15 protein-coding genes and 1 pseudogene are annotated in these 16,423 nt (G+C 70.6%); 10 read left to right on the top strand and 6 right to left on the bottom strand.

Going from position 1 to position 16,423, the window contains the following annotated elements:
- Nucleotides 1-33 precede the first annotated feature (33 nt).
- Both B7L92_RS05120 and B7L92_RS05115 read right to left on the bottom strand, forming a co-directional pair.
- Complete coding sequence (locus tag B7L92_RS05120; RefSeq protein WP_081236287.1) at nucleotides 34-861, bottom strand: serine hydrolase domain-containing protein; 828 nt, start codon at nucleotides 859-861, stop codon at nucleotides 34-36.
- An 18-nt stretch (nucleotides 862-879) separates the two neighbouring features.
- The gene (locus B7L92_RS05115) at nucleotides 880-1,350 is read right to left on the bottom strand and encodes a GNAT family N-acetyltransferase (protein WP_081236286.1); all 471 of its coding nucleotides are present in this window, start codon (nucleotides 1,348-1,350) and stop codon (nucleotides 880-882) included.
- A 95-nt stretch (nucleotides 1,351-1,445) separates the two neighbouring features.
- Here B7L92_RS05115 and B7L92_RS05110 point away from each other — a divergent pair, with 95 nt between their 5' ends.
- Nucleotides 1,446-1,910 carry a MerR family transcriptional regulator gene (locus B7L92_RS05110; protein ID WP_081236285.1) on the top strand — a complete coding sequence of 155 codons (465 nt, stop codon included), beginning with the start codon at nucleotides 1,446-1,448 and terminating at the stop codon, nucleotides 1,908-1,910.
- Nucleotides 1,910-2,927 (top strand): annotated as a pseudogene (locus tag B7L92_RS05105) (aldo/keto reductase). The gene B7L92_RS05110 and the pseudogene B7L92_RS05105 overlap by 1 nt, the downstream one beginning before the upstream one ends.
- 112 nt (nucleotides 2,928-3,039) lie before the next feature.
- Here the strand turns inward: B7L92_RS05105 and B7L92_RS05100 are convergent.
- The 3 genes from B7L92_RS05100 to B7L92_RS05090 form a co-directional block, all read right to left on the bottom strand.
- Nucleotides 3,040-3,885, bottom strand: a complete 846-nt coding sequence (locus tag B7L92_RS05100; RefSeq protein ID WP_081236284.1) for a DUF4429 domain-containing protein — start codon at nucleotides 3,883-3,885, stop codon at nucleotides 3,040-3,042.
- Between the two features lie 66 nt (nucleotides 3,886-3,951).
- On the bottom strand, nucleotides 3,952-5,169 hold the full coding sequence (locus tag B7L92_RS05095; RefSeq protein WP_081236283.1) for an alpha/beta hydrolase: 1,218 nt from the start codon (nucleotides 5,167-5,169) through the stop codon (nucleotides 3,952-3,954).
- 54 nt (nucleotides 5,170-5,223) lie between these two features.
- On the bottom strand, nucleotides 5,224-5,913 hold the full coding sequence (locus B7L92_RS05090; RefSeq protein WP_081236282.1) for a TetR/AcrR family transcriptional regulator: 690 nt from the start codon (nucleotides 5,911-5,913) through the stop codon (nucleotides 5,224-5,226).
- Nucleotides 5,914-6,024: 111 nt separating this feature from the next.
- Here B7L92_RS05090 and B7L92_RS05085 point away from each other — a divergent pair, with 111 nt between their 5' ends.
- Both B7L92_RS05085 and B7L92_RS05080 read left to right on the top strand, forming a co-directional pair.
- Nucleotides 6,025-7,644, top strand: coding sequence for an MFS transporter (locus B7L92_RS05085; RefSeq protein ID WP_081236281.1), 1,620 nt, complete (start codon nucleotides 6,025-6,027; stop codon nucleotides 7,642-7,644).
- 316 nt (nucleotides 7,645-7,960) lie between these two features.
- A complete protein-coding gene (locus tag B7L92_RS05080; RefSeq protein ID WP_081236280.1) occupies nucleotides 7,961-8,269 on the top strand; it encodes a small hydrophobic protein in 309 nt (102 codons plus the stop codon).
- 109 nt (nucleotides 8,270-8,378) lie between these two features.
- On the opposite strand, the gene aceE is transcribed toward B7L92_RS05080, so the two are convergent.
- Nucleotides 8,379-11,126 carry a pyruvate dehydrogenase (acetyl-transferring), homodimeric type gene (gene aceE / locus B7L92_RS05075; RefSeq protein ID WP_081236279.1) on the bottom strand — a complete coding sequence of 916 codons (2,748 nt, stop codon included), beginning with the start codon at nucleotides 11,124-11,126 and terminating at the stop codon, nucleotides 8,379-8,381.
- Nucleotides 11,127-11,564: 438 nt separating this feature from the next.
- On the opposite strand from aceE, the gene B7L92_RS05070 reads away from it, so the two are divergent.
- From B7L92_RS05070 to B7L92_RS05045, 6 genes are all read left to right on the top strand, one after another.
- Nucleotides 11,565-12,002: a DUF3052 domain-containing protein gene (locus B7L92_RS05070; protein WP_016826463.1), complete on the top strand. Its 438-nt coding sequence runs from the start codon at nucleotides 11,565-11,567 to the stop codon at nucleotides 12,000-12,002.
- Between the two features lie 178 nt (nucleotides 12,003-12,180).
- Nucleotides 12,181-12,639, top strand: a complete 459-nt coding sequence (locus tag B7L92_RS05065; protein WP_081236278.1) for a peroxiredoxin — start codon at nucleotides 12,181-12,183, stop codon at nucleotides 12,637-12,639.
- Nucleotides 12,640-12,770: 131 nt separating this feature from the next.
- Complete coding sequence (locus B7L92_RS05060; RefSeq protein WP_004988702.1) at nucleotides 12,771-13,346, top strand: calcium homeostasis/redox stress adaptation protein; 576 nt, start codon at nucleotides 12,771-12,773, stop codon at nucleotides 13,344-13,346.
- A 359-nt stretch (nucleotides 13,347-13,705) separates the two neighbouring features.
- Nucleotides 13,706-14,281, top strand: a complete 576-nt coding sequence (locus B7L92_RS05055; protein WP_081236277.1) for a TerD family protein — start codon at nucleotides 13,706-13,708, stop codon at nucleotides 14,279-14,281.
- 50 nt (nucleotides 14,282-14,331) lie between these two features.
- Nucleotides 14,332-15,471: a DUF475 domain-containing protein gene (locus tag B7L92_RS05050; protein WP_081236276.1), complete on the top strand. Its 1,140-nt coding sequence runs from the start codon at nucleotides 14,332-14,334 to the stop codon at nucleotides 15,469-15,471.
- 145 nt (nucleotides 15,472-15,616) lie between these two features.
- Complete coding sequence (locus B7L92_RS05045) at nucleotides 15,617-16,354, top strand: TerD family protein (protein ID WP_081236275.1); 738 nt, start codon at nucleotides 15,617-15,619, stop codon at nucleotides 16,352-16,354.
- Nucleotides 16,355-16,423: the final 69 nt, after the last annotated feature.

The raw sequence follows: 16,423 nt of genomic DNA, 5'->3' as shown, positions 1-16,423 counted from the left end.
AGCGTCTCGATCGAGACGCTCGGCGGGCGGGGTTCAGCCGCGCAGCTCCGCCAGCACCGCGTCCGTGAACGGCGGCCACGCCTCGATCGCCCAGGGGCCGAAGGCGCGGTCGGTGAGCGCCACGCAGGCCGCGCCCGCGTCGGGGTCGATCCACAGGAACGTGCCCGACTGCCCGAAGTGGCCGAAGGTGCGCGGCGAGGAGGAGGCGCCCGTCCAGTGCGGGGACTTGGCGTCGCGGATCTCGAAGCCGAGGCCCCAGTCGTTGGGGTTCTGGTGGCCGTAGCCCGGCAGGACGCCCTTGGTGCCCGGGTACTGGACCGTCATCGCCTCGGCGACCGTGCGGGGGTCGAGGAGGCGCGGGGCCTGGACCTCGGCCGCGAAGCGCAGCAGGTCGTCCACCGTGGACACGGCGTCCTTGGCGGGGGAGCCGGCGTTCTCCAGCGACGTCGACGTCATCCCCAGCGGCTCCAGCACCGCCTGCCGCAGGTACTCCGCGAACGGGATCTCCGTCGCCCGCGCGACGTGGTCCCCCAACTGCTCGAACCCGGCGTTGGAGTACAGCCGCCGCTCCCCGGGCGCCGAGGTGACCCGGTGCTCGTCGAAGAGCAGCCCGGAGGTGTGCGCGAGCAGGTGCCGGACGGTGGAGCCCTCGGGGCCGGCCGGCTCGTCCAGCTCGATCGCGCCCTCCTCGTACGCCACCAGCACCGCGTAGGCGGCGAGCGGCTTGGTGACCGAGGCCAGCGGGAAGCGGTGGCCGGTCGGTCCGTGGGTGCCCAGGACGGTGCCGTCCGCCCGTACGGCACCCGCCGCGGCGGTGGGGACCGGCCAGTTCTCGATCAGTGCGAGGCTCTTCGACGACATGCCGTCGAGCCTAAGCGCTCACAGCCTCAGCTCCAGCAAGGGGTCCGGTCTGCGCTCGAAGCCCAGCGAGACGTACAGCGGCTCGGCCTGCGCGGACGCGGTGAGGCGGACCCGCCGGGCGCCGCGCTCGCGGAACCACTCCAGCAGCGCCTCCACGCAGGCGCGCGCGTATCCGCGGCGGCGTGCGTCCGGGTCGGTGGCGACGCTGAACACGTAGCCGTCGACGCCCCGCGGGTTGCGTGCGCCGCCGATGCGGTAGTCGACCGTGCCGGCCACCAGCGCCGCCAGCGCGCCCGGCCGCTCCGGATGGTCCACGACGAACGCCGCGAAGGTGCCGTCCGGCTCGGCCAGCCTGCCGCGCAGCACGGGCAGGGAGTCGGCGTGCCAGGCGGTGGAGGGGTCGGACCGGACCATCGAATCGATCATCACCTGGCGCAGACGCAGCACTTCCTCCGCGTCCTCGGGCACCGCACGGCGTACGAGAGTCATGCACGGCACGGTAATCAGCCGGGCGGGCCCCCGTCCGTCGATTTCTTCCGCGTGTGCTTGCTTGGAGCGCACTCCAGGGTTCTAGCGTGGAGGCCATGACGGTGACGGAGACCACGGACACCAGGACCACCGAGACCTGCGCCGGACCGCCGCAGGGGAATCGGCGGCCGGACGGCGAGGACCGGTACACGATCAGCGAGGTCGTCGCCCTCACCGGGCTGACGGCGCACACCCTGCGCTGGTACGAGCGGATCGGGCTGATGCCGCACATCGACCGGTCCCACACCGGTCAGCGCCGCTACCGCAACCGCGACCTCGACTGGCTCGCCCTCGTCGGCAAGCTCCGTCTGACCGGGATGCCGGTCGCGGACATGGTGCGGTACGCGGAACTGGTCCGCGCCGGCGACCACACGTACACCGAGCGCTTCGAACTGCTCAAGGAGACCCGCGAGGACGTGCTGGCCCGGATCGCCGAGCTCCAGGGCACCCTCGCCGTACTCGACCGGAAGATCAGCTTCTACGCGGACGCCGGGCGTGCCCTGGCATCGGAGAGGACATGATGGCGAACGACCGGATCGCGACGGCGGCACTGGGCGGGGGCGGCCCCGAGGTGGGCGTGCAGGGCCTCGGCTGCATGGGGATGAGCTTCGCCTACGGGCCCGCCGACGCGGACACCTCCCGGGCGACCCTGGAGCGGGCGCTGGAACTGGGCGTCACGCTCTACGACACGGCGGACGTGTACGGGGCGGGGGAGAACGAGCGGTTCCTGTCCCCCTTCCTCACGGCGCACCGGGACGAGGTGGTCGTCGCCACCAAGTTCGCCCTGTCGATCCCGCCGGACGACCCGGCCCGGCGGGATCATCCGCAACGACGCGCCGTACGTCCGCCAAGCGGTCGAGGCGAGCCTGAGGCGCCTGGGCCTCGACGTGATCGACCTCTACTACATGCACCGGCGCGACGTGAACGTGCCGATCGAGGAGACCGTCGGCACCATGGCCGAGCTGGTCCGCGAGGGAAAGGTCAAGCACCTGGGCCTGAGCGAGGTCACGGCGGACGAACTGCGCGCCGCGCACGCCGTGCACCCGATCGCCGCCGTGCAGTCGGAGTGGTCGCTGTTCAGCCGGGACGTCGAGGCGAGGGTGGTGCCGGCCGCGCGTGAGCTGGGCGTGGCGTTCGTTCCGTACTCGCCGCTCGGACGGGGTTTCCTGGCCGGTTCCTTCGCCGACGCCGCCCGGGACCTCACGGCCGACGACTTCCGCCGCCGGATGCCCCGCTACAGCGGCGAGAACGCGGCGGCCAACGCGGGCCTGCTCGAACCGGTCCGCGCGGTCGCCGAGGCCCACGACGCCTCCCCGGGCCAGATCGCCCTGGCCTGGATCCACCGGCAGGCCGCCGTCCACGGCCTCCCGGTCGTCCCGATCCCGGGCACCCGCAGGCCGACCCGCGTGGAGGAGAACACGGCGGCGACGCGCATCACCCTGACCGAGGAGGAACTGGCCCTCCTGGAGCCCCTCGCGGACAAGGTGGCCGGCAACCGCTACACGGACATGGCGTTCACGTCCGCCGGACGGGAGTGAAGGCGGCCTGAAGGGGCGCGGGGAACCGGGACCGGGCGAGCAACTCACCCCGACCCGCGCCCGAACGGAAACCGCACCCGGCAGAGGCGAACCGGTGCTTCCCGGCGGAGCGTCACAGCTCCGCCAGCAACTCCGCCTTCTTCACGGAGAACTCCTCGTCCGTCACCAGCCCCGCCTGGTGCAGTTCCCCCAGGTGGCGGATGCGGTCGGCGATGTCGGCGGGGTCGCGGCGCGGGGCCGCGGCCACCGCGGGCACCGGCTCGCTGGTGCGCACCGCCGCCAGCACGGCGGCGGCGAACGGCAGCGACTCGTGCACCGGCCCGTAGCCGAGCCCGAACACCACGGCCGCCGGGTCCTGGTCGGGCTGCGCGGGAGGCGCCGCCGCGTCCCGGTGCAGCAGCCGCAGGTGCCCTTCGAACACCTCGGGCGACCGCCACTCCACGCCGCTCAGCTCACCGACGGGGAAGCGCTGGTCGCCGGCCTTCCACTTGGCCGACGACGCTCCCGTCCAGAACCAGCGGAAGGACACCGACGTCCCGTCGAAGGACGCCTTCCCGTCGTACGCCTTGAACTGGCGCGGTGTCCCGGGCGCCGCCACCAGATGGCGTTCGGCCGGTCCGGACTCGGTGAGCCGGTCGCGCAGTTCGTCGGCGTAGTACTCGGCGAGCGTCTCGCGTTCGGCGGGCAGCACCAGCCGGTACGGGTCGCAGCTCTCCTTCAACTGCCCGGCGGCCGCCTCCATGAGCGGATCGGCACCGGGCCGCGGCTCGGCGCGCAGCACCACGGTGCCGCGCCTGCCGGGGGTCAGGGTCACCCCCTCGATCGCCTCGAAGGGTACGCGCCGTTCCCCGAGCGCCTGGAACAACTTGGGTGTTCGCATCCCCCGTTCGTAGCGGATGAGCACGGAGTCGGACTCGAACTCCCAGGCAGCATGAAATCCGGCCAGTACGTCACCCATGCGGCTCATCGTATGCGGCACGAGCTTTCCCGTCCTCTCCCCGCGCACACCGCAGCTTCTCCGCCTCTACGCGCGTCCGATGGCCGCCGCGCCGGACAAACCCGCGCGGCAGACGTCGCCCTCGTGCGCACAGGACACCGCGCGGTATGCGCCAACCCCGATCTCGGCGAAGTTCCGCAGACTGTCCGTGCCCGGTTCGAAGTACCCGCTGTGCCCCTTCGCCTCCCGCGCCGACAGCACCCGCGCCCCGAACCCCGAGGCCACCGGGTCGGCGCCGTGTCCCAGGCCGCCGACCTCCAGGTACGGCACGTCCTGGATCCAGTCGTCGGCGTCCCGCATCGCCCACACCCGCGCGGAGGTGTTCAGCTGGGAGGCCCTCTCGACCCGCATCCCGGGGCTGCCGGCCACCGCTATGTCGGTCACCCGTCGCGGCAGCGCGGGCGCGGCGAGCCCGCACACCACGGAGCCGTAGCTGTGGCAGAACAGCGAGACCGGGGCCTTCCCGGGCAGTCCGCGCAGCATCGCGTTCAGCCGCGCCGCGCCGTCCTCGGCGCGCATCGCCGTGGCCGCGTCCATGCCGAGTCCGCTGGGGGCGGTGTAGTCGGCCCAGGCGATCACGGCGGTGCGGGTCGCGGGGGCGGTCTCGCGCTCGGCCGCGTACAGGGACCTGGCCATGCCGACGGGCGCCGCGTACCCGCGGTGCGTGCGCTGGAAGGTGAGCAGGTCCGTGTCGACGCCGGGGACGACCACCGAGACCCGGTCGGCCGTGCGCAGATCGCCGAAGACCTCGGCCACCCGGCCCGAGCCCGACGGGTCGAAGGCGAGGATGTGCCGCCCCGGGCGCATCAGCGCCTCGAGGCGCTGCGTCCGGCGGGCGGCCTGGGCCTGTCCCGCGGGCGTGAGGCGGCTGTCGTGCACGCGTTTTTGTTCGACCTCGCGGGCCTGCTCCAGCGCGATGCGGTTGGCGCGGTAGCGCAGGGCGACCGGTGCGCCGTTCATGTTGCCGACCGCGAGCGGATAACGGCGGGCGAGAGCCGTCCGCTGCCCCTCGGTGAGGGAGGCGAAGAACCGGGCCAGCCGTGCGGGCGCCGACTGCGGGTCCGGCAGCCGGTGACCGGCCACGCGGCCCTTCCCCCAGGCGTTGAGCGAGGCCTGGAGCGGGGGTGTTTCCCGCTGGTTGCGCAGCGCCGTCCAGCCGGTGGTCGCCAGCATCACGAAGACGACGGCGAGGGCGAGCAGTGCGCGCCAGGCGTTCAGTTGCGGGGAGGTGTCGAAGGAAGTCACTGAAAGGACACACTAGGAGAACGAGAGGGTCTCGCGTGAATCAAGTGATCGGGATCACGTTTCAGCGGGTCGATCCGGGGATCGGCCCGTACGCCAGTTCTCCGTGAGCGCCGGTCCCAGCAGGTCCAGGTGAGCCGCCATCAGGTCGCGCAGGGCCGCGAGGGTGAGGTCGCCCCCGGCCGACCACCGCCGTTCCGTCACCCGGACCGCCCCGCCGAAGGCGGCCACCAGGATCCGCGGCCGGGGGTCGGCGTCCACGTCGAGCCCCTCGCGCTCGGCGATGGCGCGGGCCAGTTCCTCCTCCAGTTCCGTCGCGCGCCGCAGATGGGCGGCGAACAGCGCCGGTGTCGACTCGATCACCCGGTGGACCCGCAGGTGCAGGTCGAGGGGGACGAGCCGTTCGACGGTCTCGTCGATGCCGTCCCAGCCGTCCAGCACGGCCCGGCGCAGCGCCTCCAGCGGCGCCTCGCCCGGGGGGCGCCCGCGCACGGCCTCGACGACGTGCGACTCCGCGAGCCGCGGGACGAAGAACGCCACCTCCTCCTTGCCGGCGAAGTGGCGGAAGAAGGTGCGCTGCGAGACGTCGACGGCCGCGGCGATGTCGTCGACGGTCGTCCCGTCGTACCCGCGGGTGGCGAACAGCTCCAGTGCGGCCCGGACCAGCGCGTCCCGGGTGCGCTGCTTCTTGCGCTCCCGCAGGCCGGGTCGCGGCACCGTCCTGGCGGGGGTCCCGGCGGTCTCCATCGGTCCTCCTCGAACTGCTCCCCGGGTTCAGGCCAAAGGGGAATGTCGTGTCAGTTACTGTCGGGTGAAATCGTTTGTCAACTGGCAGTCACTGTCATTAGCCTCGAACGCATGACTGGTCAGACCACCATCGACAAGGCGGGGCCGGGGGGATCGGCGCCGGGGGGCCCGTCGGGCGCGACGCCGGGCAGGGGGCTGCGCGGGCACCCCTGGTTCACCCTCTTCACCGTCGCCGTAGGGGTCATGATGGTGGCCCTCGACGGCACCATCGTGGCCATCGCGAACCCGGCCATCGGCAAGGACCTGGGGGCCACCTGGTCCGATCTCCAGTGGATCACCAACGCCTACTTCCTCGCCCTCGCGGTCTCCCTGATCACCGCGGGCAAGCTCGGTGACCGCTTCGGCCACCGGCAGACCTTCCTCATCGGCGTGGCGGGCTTCGCCGCCTCCTCGGCCGCCATCGGACTGTCCGACGGCATCACGCCGGTCATCGTCTTCCGCGTCTTCCAGGGCCTGTTCGGCGCCCTGCTGATGCCGGCCGCGCTCGGCCTGCTGCGGGCCACCTTCCCGGCCGAGAAGCTCAACATGGCCATCGGCATCTGGGGCATGGTCATCGGCGCCTCCACCGCGGGCGGCCCGATCCTCGGCGGTGTCCTCGTCGAGCACGTCAACTGGCAGTCGGTGTTCTTCATCAACGTGCCGGTCGGCGTCCTCGCCGTCGTCCTCGGCGTGTGGATCCTGCTGGACCACCGCGCGGAGAACGCCCCGCGCTCCTTCGACGTCCCCGGCATCGCCCTGCTGTCCGCCGCGATGTTCTGCCTCGTCTGGGCCCTGATCAAGGCCCCGGAGTGGGGCTGGGGCGACGGCTACACCTGGGCGTTCGTCTTCGCCTCGATCGCCGGCTTCGGGGCCTTCGCGGTCTGGGAGAAGAAGGTCGGGGAGCCGCTGATCCCCCTGGCGCTGTTCCGCTCCGTCCCGCTGTCCGCGGGCGTGGTGCTGATGGTCCTGATGGCCATCGCCTTCATGGGCGGCCTGTTCTTCGTCACCTTCTACCTGCAGAACGTGCACGGCCTGAGCCCGGTCGACGCCGGTCTGCACCTGCTGCCGCTCACCGGCATGATGATCGTCGCCTCCCCGCTGGCCGGCGCGATGATCACCAAGGTCGGCCCGCGCGTCCCGCTGGCCGGCGGCATGGCCTTCACCGCGCTCGCCATGTACGGCATGTCGACCCTGGACAAGGAGACCGGCAGCGGTGCGATGTCGCTCTGGTTCGCGCTGCTGGGCCTCGGTCTCGCCCCCGTCATGGTCGGCGCCACCGAGGTCATCGTGGGCAACGCGCCGCTGGAGCTGTCCGGTGTCGCCGGCGGTCTCCAGCAGTCCGCCATGCAGGTCGGCGGCAGCCTCGGCACGGCCGTGCTGGGCGCCGTGATGGCCTCGAAGGTCGACAACGACCTCGCGGGCAACTGGGCGGACGCGGGTCTGCCGAAGCTCACCCCGGCCCAGTTGGAGCAGGCCGAACAGGGCGTGCAGCAGGGGGTCGCTCCGGTGGCCGAGGGCACCCCGGCGCCGATCGCCGAGAAGATCACCGATGTCGCGCACGACACCTTCCTCTCCGGCATGAGCCTGGCCTCCCTGGTCGCCGCCGGAGTGGCCGCCGTCGCGGTGCTGGTCGCCTTCCTCGCCAAGCGCGGGGAGAACGCGGAGGCCGGCGCGGGCGTCGGCCACATCTGAGGTACGCCCGACGCGCATTCGGCGCACATGCGGCGCGAATCCGGTGCGGATTCGGTGCATTCGGGACCGATTTCACCCATCAGGGTGAACCCCTGCGGTGACCCCTCCCCTCCGGAGGGCACCGCAGGTCACAGTGGGTCAGGTCCTCCGCAGGGCATGGAGGACAGCGGCTGCGGCGCGCTGCCGGAGGGGGGCAGCGCGCAGGCAGCGCCCCTCCTGCCGTGCGCCCGGCGTGAATTCACGGCCGAAGCGGGGGTACCCGCCATCACGAAGAACCCCGAAACACCCCCAACCAACCCAGGGGTTCAGGGAGTTGATGATGGCGAGCTTCGGACACGGAACGCGCAGGCACCCCCGCTCACGTGGCCGGACGGGGCTACGGAGCGGGCCGGATCGCGCGACGCTCGGAATCATCGGAGTCATCTGCGCGGTCGCCGGATTCTTCGTGCTGGGGATCGTCCTCGGCCCCGTGGCGATCGTCTGCGGGTGGCTCGCCATGGGCCGCAGCTGGGCGGGTTCCCGCCCGGCGACGGCCGTGGTCGCCCTCGTCCTGGGCGCCATCGACACGCTCCTGGCCGTCATCTGGCTGGCCGGGGCGACCGGCCCGGGCTACGGGATGTTCTGACCGGTCCCACGGGCGACCCGGAACCGAACGGGAGGAGGGCCTCCGGCACCGTGCCGGAGGCCCTCCTTCTCGTGCGCGTGGGGCGTCGGGTCCCTGTGCGCGTGGGGTGTCAGGCGTCGCCGCCCGCCACGCCCGGGTCGGCCGCGGAGACGTCGAGCAACTGGTAGCGGTCGATGGCCTGCTTCAGCACGGACCGGTCGAGGTGGCCCTCCCGGACCAGCTCCGTCAGCACCGCCACCACGATCGACTGCGCGTCGATGTGGAAGAACCGCCGGGCCGCCCCGCGGGTGTCCGCGAAGCCGAAGCCGTCGGCGCCCAGCGACTGGTACGTCCCCGGCACCCAGCGCGCGATCTGGTCCGGCACCGAGCGCATCCAGTCCGACACCGCCACCACCGGGCCCTGCGCCCCGGCGAGCTTCTGCGTCACGTACGGCACGCGCTGCTCCTCCTCCGGGTGCAGCAGGTTGTGCTCCTCGCAGGCCACCGCCTCGCGCCGCAGCTCGTTCCAGGAGGTCGCCGACCACACGTCGGCCTTGACGTCCCACTCCTCGGCGAGGATCCGCTGCGCCTCGATCGCCCACGGCAGCGCGACACCGGAGGCCAGGATCTGCGCCGGGAAGGAGCCCTGCGCGCCCTCGCTGAAGCGGTAGAGGCCCTTGACGATGCCCTCGGCGTCCACGTTCTCGGGCTCGGCCGGGTGCTGGATGGGCTCGTTGTAGACGGTCAGGTAGTAGAAGACGTCCTCGCCGTGCGGGTGCTGCTCGTCCCCGCCGTACATCCGGCGCAGGCCGTCCTTCACGATGTGCGCGATCTCGTACCCGAACGCCGGGTCGTAGGCGACGCAGGCGGGGTTGGTGGACGCCAGCAGCTGCGAGTGGCCGTCCGCGTGCTGGAGGCCCTCACCGGTCAGCGTCGTACGCCCCGCGGTCGCGCCCAGTACGAAACCGCGCGCCAGCTGGTCGGCCATCTGCCAGAACTGGTCGCCGGTGCGCTGGAAACCGAACATCGAGTAGAAGACGTACACCGGGATGAGCGGCTCCCCGTGCGTGGCGTACGCCGAGCCCGCGGCGATGAGCGAGGCCGTGCAGCCGGCCTCGGAGATGCCGTCGTGCAGCATCTGCCCGTTCGGCGCCTCCTTGTAGGCGAGCAGCAGGTCCCGGTCCACCGCCTCGTACTGCTGGCCCAGCGGGTTGTAGATCTTCGCGCTCGGGAAGAACGAGTCCATGCCGAAGGTGCGGTACTCGTCCGGCGCGATCAGCACGAACCGCTTGCCGATCTCCTTGTCCCGCATGAGGTCCTTCAGGAGCCGGACGAAGGCCATGGTCGTCGCGATGGACTGCTGGCCCGAGCCCTTCTTCACGGTCGCGTACGTCTTGTCGTCCGGCAGGGCGAGCGGCTTCGACCGCACCACGCGCGTCGGCACGTAACCGCCGCACGACTTGCGGCGGTCGTGCATGTACTGGATCTCCTCCGAGTCGCGGCCCGGGTGGTAGTACGGCGGCAGGCCGGACTCGATGTCCTTGTCGGAGATCGGCAGGTGCAGCCGGTCCCGGAAGTGCTTGAGGTCGTCGACCGTGAGCTTCTTCATCTGGTGCGTGGCGTTGCGGCCCTCGAAGTTCGGGCCCAGCGTCCAGCCCTTGACGGTCTTGGCGAGGATCACCGTCGGCTGGCCCTTGTGCTCCAGGGCCGCCTTGTACGCCGCGTAGATCTTGCGGTGGTCGTGACCGCCGCGGCCCAGCATGAGGATCTGGTGGTCGGTCATGTTCTCGACCATCGCGCGCAGCCGGTGGTCGTCGCCGAAGAAGTGGTCGCGGATGTAGGCGCCGGTCTCGGTGGCGTAGGTCTGGAACTGGCCGTCCGGCGTGGTGTTCATCTTGTTGACCAGCACGCCGTCCCGGTCCTGCGCGAGCAGCGGGTCCCAGGAGCGGTCCCAGATCAGCTTGATCACGTTCCAGCCGGCGCCCCGGAAGACCGACTCCAGCTCCTGGATGATCTTGCCGTTGCCGCGCACCGGGCCGTCGAGGCGCTGCAGGTTGCAGTTGACGACGAAGGTGAGGTTGTCCAGGCCCTCGCGGGCGGCCAGGGAGAGCTGGCCCAGCGACTCCGGCTCGTCCATCTCGCCGTCGCCGAGGAACGCCCACACGTGCGACTTCGAGGTGTCCGCGATGCCGCGCGCGTGCATGTAGCGGTTCATCCGCGCCTGGTAGATCGCGCCGATCGGGCCGAGGCCCATCGACACCGTCGGGAACTCCCAGAAGTCCGGCATCGACCGCGGGTGAGGGTACGACGACAGGGCGTACGGCGCCTTCGACTTCTCCTGCCGGAAGCCGTCCAGGTGCTGCTCACCCAACCGGTCCAGCAGGAAGGCGCGGGCGTAGATGCCCGGGGAGGCGTGTCCCTGGAAGAAGACCTGGTCGCCGCCGTCGCCCTCGTCCTTGCCGCGGAAGAAGTGGTTGAAGCCCACGTCGTACAGCGAGGCGGAGGACGCGAAGGTGGCGATGTGGCCGCCGACCCCGATGCCGGGCCGCTGCGCGCGCGAGACCATCACCGCGGCGTTCCAGCGGGTCGCGTTGAGGATCTTGCGCTCGATCTCCTCGTTGCCGGGGAAGAACGGCTCCGCACGGGTGGGGATCGTGTTGACGTAGTCCGTGCTGCGCATCTCGGGCACGGCCACGCGCCTGGCGCGGGCCCGCTCGATCAGCCGCAGCATCAGGTAACGGGCCCGCTCCCTGCCGCGCTCGTCGACGGCGGCGTCGAGGGAGTCGAGCCACTCCTGGGTCTCCTCCGGGTCGAAGTCAGGAACCTGACTCGGAAGGCCGCCAATGATGATCGGGTTGCGATCGGATGCGGAAGCCACGCTGTTCCTTACCTGTCAGAGGGCCGTGAGAGGGTCGCCGTGTCACTGGTGCGGCCGGGGTCGTACCGCTCCCCATCGTCCACCTCGGGGCCGCAAACGTCATCTCTACCCCGGGGTAACCGGACGCGGTCCGGGCGCGGGATCGGTGCGACGGCGTGGGGCGGACGCCTTCGGGTCTCCTACCCGTGGGCGTACATTCGACTCTCGCTCCCATGGACGGTTCCCAAACGTCCAAAAGGGGCACAAGAGTGTGGTGTGCGTCACTGTGGGCCATGATGGTGTGCCTGGAGTTGCGGTGACCCGGCCCGGATCGTCACCGTTTCGGCGGTCTGGACGGCCGGGTACTTGCGCGATCCGTCCCGCCCGTGTGGACTACGGCCAATGCTTCGCGCACGCGCGTGGCTGAGATATTCCCAAGACATGATCAGGAGGCAACCCGTGAGCGCGACCGCGGACCACGCGGAGGAGCGGACGAACCCTGCCGCCAGGCTGGGGTTCCAGCCCGGGCAGGTGGTCCAGGAGATCGGCTACGACGACGACGTAGACCAGGAGCTCCGCGAGGCCATCGAGGGCGTCATCGAGAGTGATTTGGTCGACGAGGACTACGACGACGTGGCCGACGCCGTTGTGCTGTGGTTCCGTGACGACGACGGCGACCTGACGGATGCGCTGGTGGATGCCACCACGTACATCGAGGAGGGCGGCGCCATCCTGCTGCTCACGCCGAAGACCGGCCGTGCGGGGTATGTGGAGCCGAGTGACATCTCGGAAGCCGCCACCACGGCAGGCCTGACGGCGTCCAAGAGCGTCAGCGTGGGCAAGGACTGGAGCGGCAGCCGGCTGGCGACGCCCAAGGCCGCCAAGTCCAAGCGGTAGACCCGGCCCCGCGGCCGGGCCGTCCGTCCCCGGACGGCGTCCCGTCCGCCGGACACCGTCCCGGACGGGCTGACCGCCACGGCGCGCGTCAGCCCGTCCGTCGGCGTGTCCTGCTCCCTGCGTAGGGTGGTGGTCGCGAGTGCTCGCGAACGAACCCCCGGAAGGGACGGACACGACGATGGCGATCCAGGTCGGCGACAAGGCCCCCGACTTCGAACTCAAGGACAACCACGGGGCGACCGTGCGGTTGTCCGACTTCCACGGCCGCAAGAACGTGGTGCTCGTCTTCTACCCCTTCGCCTTCACCGGCGTGTGCACCGGCGAGCTGTGCGAGCTGCGCGACAACCTGCCGCGCTTCGCCGACCGCGACACCCAGCTGCTCGCCGTCTCCAACGACTCCATCCACACGCTGCGCGTCTTCGGCGAGCAGGAGGGGCTGGAGTACCCCCTGCTGTCGGACTTCTGGCCGCACGGCGACGTCTCGCGCGCCTACGGCGTCTTCGACGAGGGCAAGGGGTGCGCCGTGCGCGGCACCTTCGTCATCGACAAGGAGGGCCTCGTGCGGTGGACCATCGTCAACGGGCTGCCGGACGCGCGTGACCTGGACGAGTACGTCAAGGCGCTCGACACGCTGTGATCCCGCCCGACACCCCGCGGCTCTTCGGCCCGGGGCCTGCGAGGGCCGGGAACCCCTCACTAGGATCGACTCGTTGATCCGACATCCAATGCACCACGGGGCACCCGCCCCCGGACACCAAGGGAGGACTCGTGGGAGTCAGCCTCAGCAAGGGCGGCAACGTATCGCTGACCAAGGAGGCGCCGGGCCTGACCGCGGTCATCGTCGGACTGGGGTGGGACGTCCGCACCACGACCGGCACCGACTTCGACCTGGACGCCAGCGCGCTGCTCCTGAACAACTCGGGCAAGGTCGGCAGCGACCAGCACTTCGTCTTCTTCAACAACCTCAAGAGCCCGGACGGCTCGGTGGAGCACACCGGCGACAACCTCACCGGTGAGGGCGAGGGCGACGACGAGCAGATCAAGGTCAACCTCGCCACCGTCCCGGCGGACATCGAGAAGATCGTCTTCCCGGTCTCCATCTACGACGCCGAGAACCGCCAGCAGTCCTTCGGCCAGGTGCGCAACGCGTTCATCCGCGTCGTCAACCAGGCCGGCGGCGCCGAGATCGCCCGCTACGACCTGTCGGAGGACGCGTCCACCGAGACCGCCATGGTCTTCGGTGAGCTGTACCGGCACGGCGCGGAGTGGAAGTTCCGCGCCATCGGCCAGGGCTACGCCTCCGGCCTGCGCGGCATCGCGCAGGACTTCGGCGTGAACGTCTGAGACGGCCGCGCCCGGGCGGGCACGCCCGGACCGGACCGCCCGCACGGCCCGTACTGTCCGGCGCCGCACGGTTTACGTGCGGCGCCGGACGTGCAGGACCACCTGAGAAACATCGCCGGGCCCGCCCTTCGGTTCAGCCCGATCGCGAGGGGCGGCGCCGGCGAAGCGCCGGTGAGCGGAGCCCGGTGCGCGCGGCCGCGAGGCGGAGGAGGGAGTCGACGCGAGGGGGGCACCCCCTGCCCGAGCTCGCCGAGAGCTCGGGACGGTCGGCGACCGACGACGACGCGGCAGACGTGCGCACCGGGCCCCGTGTCCCCGGGGCGAACGAAAGACAGGCCTCAAGGGGAGGGACCAGCATCATGGGCGTCACGCTCGCCAAGGGGGGCAATGTCTCCCTGTCCAAAGCCGCACCGAACCTCAGGCAGGTGATGGTCGGGCTCGGCTGGGACGCGCGCTCCACCACCGGAGCCCCCTTCGACCTCGACGCCAGCGCACTGATGTGCAGTGACGGCCGGGTCATCGGGGACGAGTGGTTCGTCTTCTACAACCAGCTCAAGAGCCCGGACGGCTCGGTGGAGCACACCGGCGACAACCTCACCGGCGAGGGCGACGGCGACGACGAGTCGCTGCTGGTCGACCTCTCCAAGGTGCCGGTCCGGTGCGACAAGATCGTTTTTCCGGTCTCCATCCACATGGCCGACGAGCGCGGCCAGACCTTCGGCCAGGTCAGCAATGCCTTCATCCGCGTGGTCAACCAGGCGGACGGCCAGGAACTCGCCCGCTACGACCTCAGCGAGGACGCCTCCACCGAAACCGCGATGATCTTCGGTGAGCTCTACCGTTATCAGGGCGAGTGGAAGTTCCGTGCAGTGGGACAGGGGTACGCGTCGGGGCTGCGGGGCATCGCCCTAGACTTCGGAGTCAACGTTTCGTAAAGCCGATCACGGCGGCGGGGGAGACCCGTACACACACCATGGGGTAGCCAGTGGTTCTGAAAACCTTCGGCTGGTCGTTCGCGGTCACCGCGCTCGGTCTGGTCGCAGCGTTCCTTTTCGGGGGGTGGACCGCCTTCGGCATCGTGGCGATCCTTTCCATCCTCGAGATTTCGCTGTCCTTCGACAACGCGGTGGTCAACGCCGGCATCCTGAAGAAGATGAATGCCTTCTGGCAGAAGATCTTCCTCACCATCGGCATTCTGATCGCCGTCTTCGGCATGCGGCTGGTCTTCCCCGTCGTCATCGTCGCCGTCAGTGCCCAGCTGGGGCCGATCGAGGCGGTCGACCTCGCGCTCAGTGACAAGGACCGTTACCAGGAACTCGTCACCGACGCCCACCCGGCGATCGCCGCGTTCGGCGGCATGTTCCTGCTGATGATCTTCCTGGACTTCATCTTCGAGGACCGGGAGATCAAGTGGCTGGCCTGGCTGGAGCGGCCGCTGGCCAAGCTCGGCAAGGTCGACATGCTGTCGGTCTGCATCGCGCTGATCGTCCTGCTGATCTCCGCGACGGCCTTCGCCTCCCAGGCCCACCAGCACGGCGGCACCCACGTCGACAAGGCGGAGACGGTCCTGCTCTCCGGCATCGCCGGTCTGATCACCTACCTGGTCGTGGGCGGTCTGTCCGGGTTCTTCGAGGGCAAGCTCGAAGAGGAGGAGGAACGCGAGCACGAGGAGGAGGAGAAGGCCGCACGGGAAGGAAAGCCCCGTTCGGCGGTGGCCCTGGCCGGCAAGGCCGCGTTCTTCATGTTCCTCTACCTCGAGGTGCTGGACGCGTCGTTCTCCTTCGACGGCGTGATCGGCGCCTTCGCCATCACCAACGACATCGTCCTGATGGCCCTGGGCCTGGGCATCGGCGCCATGTACGTCCGGTCGCTGACCGTCTACCTGGTCCGCCAGGGCACCCTGGACGACTACGTCTACCTCGAGCACGGCGCCCACTACGCCATCGGCGCCCTCGCCGCGCTCCTGCTCATCACCATCCGGTACGAGGTCAACGAGCTCATCACCGGCTTCATCGGCGTCTTCCTGATCGGTGCCTCCTTCTGGTCCTCCGTACGCCGCAACAAGCGGCTGGCGGCGGCCGAGGGGGAGGCGGCCACGAAGACCGAGATCTCCTCCGGGGTGTGACGGCCCTCCGGGTGAGGAACGCTCTGGGCGGGGCGGCCATCGAGGACCACTCCTCGAGGCCGCCCCGTCGGCCGTCCGGGACCGGTGGGCCCCGGCGGCCGGAACGGGGGCGTGCGGGGTTCGACGACCGGAGTGGGGGCGGGACATGGGTTTCCTGGACGGACTGTGGCGCGGACGCGAGAGCGCCTTCGACTCGGGCAACGCGGCCACCAACGCCATCGAGCTGACCAAACGGCAGTCGCAGGTGTCCCTGACCAGGCAGGGCGCGGCCACCGGCCATCTGCGGATCAACCTGAGCTGGCGGATGCGCACCTCCGACCTGGGCGGAACACAGCGCGAGAGCCTGCTGCGCCACCCCTTCAAGGCGCTCAAGCCGCCGGAGGTCGTCGGGCACAGCCAGAGCATGGTCAACGTCGACCTGGACCTCGGCTGCCTGTACGAGCTCCAGGACGGCACCAAGGGCGTCGTCCAGCCCCTCGGCGGTCTCCTCGGCGACGTCAACGCGCCGCCGTACGTCAAGCTCAGCGGCGACGACCGGTTCGGCTCGGGCTCGGGCGAGACCATGTACGTCAACCTGGACCACCGCGAGAACATCAAGCGCCTGCTGGTCTTCGCCTACATCTACGACCAGACGCCCGCCTTCGACCGCACCCAGGCCATGATCACGCTCTACCCCAGCAGCGGCCCGCGGATCGAGATCGGCCTCGACGAACGCCATCCGCAGGCCCGCTCCTGCGCGGTGGTGATGATCGAGAACGTCAAGAACGAGATCCTCGTCCGCCGCGAGGTGCGGTTCGTCTACGGGTTCCAGGCGGAGCTGGACCGGTTGTACGGGTGGGGGCTGCAGTGGGGCAGGGGCTACAAGAGCAAGGCCGGGCGGTGAAGGGTCCGCCCCGGTCTCCCCCGGGGCGGACCCGGACCGCTACCGTCCGATGAACTGCGGACCCTGGGG

This window comes from Streptomyces viridosporus (assembly GCF_002078235.1).
Taxonomy (GTDB): domain Bacteria; phylum Actinomycetota; class Actinomycetes; order Streptomycetales; family Streptomycetaceae; genus Streptomyces; species Streptomyces viridosporus.
Note: the sequence above shows the minus strand (reverse complement) of the source record. Positions and strands in the feature narration are given on the sequence as shown.

Coding starts and splice junctions, on each gene's coding strand:
- B7L92_RS05090 (WP_081236282.1), bottom strand. CDS start 5,913: ATGGAGACCGCCGGGACCCCCGCCAGGACGGTGCCGCGACCCGGCCTG.
- B7L92_RS05115 (WP_081236286.1), bottom strand. CDS start 1,350: ATGACTCTCGTACGCCGTGCGGTGCCCGAGGACGCGGAGGAAGTGCTG.
- B7L92_RS05085 (WP_081236281.1), top strand. CDS start 6,025: ATGACTGGTCAGACCACCATCGACAAGGCGGGGCCGGGGGGATCGGCG.
- B7L92_RS05100 (WP_081236284.1), bottom strand. CDS start 3,885: ATGGGTGACGTACTGGCCGGATTTCATGCTGCCTGGGAGTTCGAGTCC.
- B7L92_RS05120 (WP_081236287.1), bottom strand. CDS start 861: ATGTCGTCGAAGAGCCTCGCACTGATCGAGAACTGGCCGGTCCCCACC.
- B7L92_RS05045 (WP_081236275.1), top strand. CDS start 15,617: ATGGGTTTCCTGGACGGACTGTGGCGCGGACGCGAGAGCGCCTTCGAC.
- B7L92_RS05110 (WP_081236285.1), top strand. CDS start 1,446: ATGACGGTGACGGAGACCACGGACACCAGGACCACCGAGACCTGCGCC.
- B7L92_RS05055 (WP_081236277.1), top strand. CDS start 13,706: ATGGGCGTCACGCTCGCCAAGGGGGGCAATGTCTCCCTGTCCAAAGCC.
- B7L92_RS05080 (WP_081236280.1), top strand. CDS start 7,961: ATGATGGCGAGCTTCGGACACGGAACGCGCAGGCACCCCCGCTCACGT.
- B7L92_RS05065 (WP_081236278.1), top strand. CDS start 12,181: ATGGCGATCCAGGTCGGCGACAAGGCCCCCGACTTCGAACTCAAGGAC.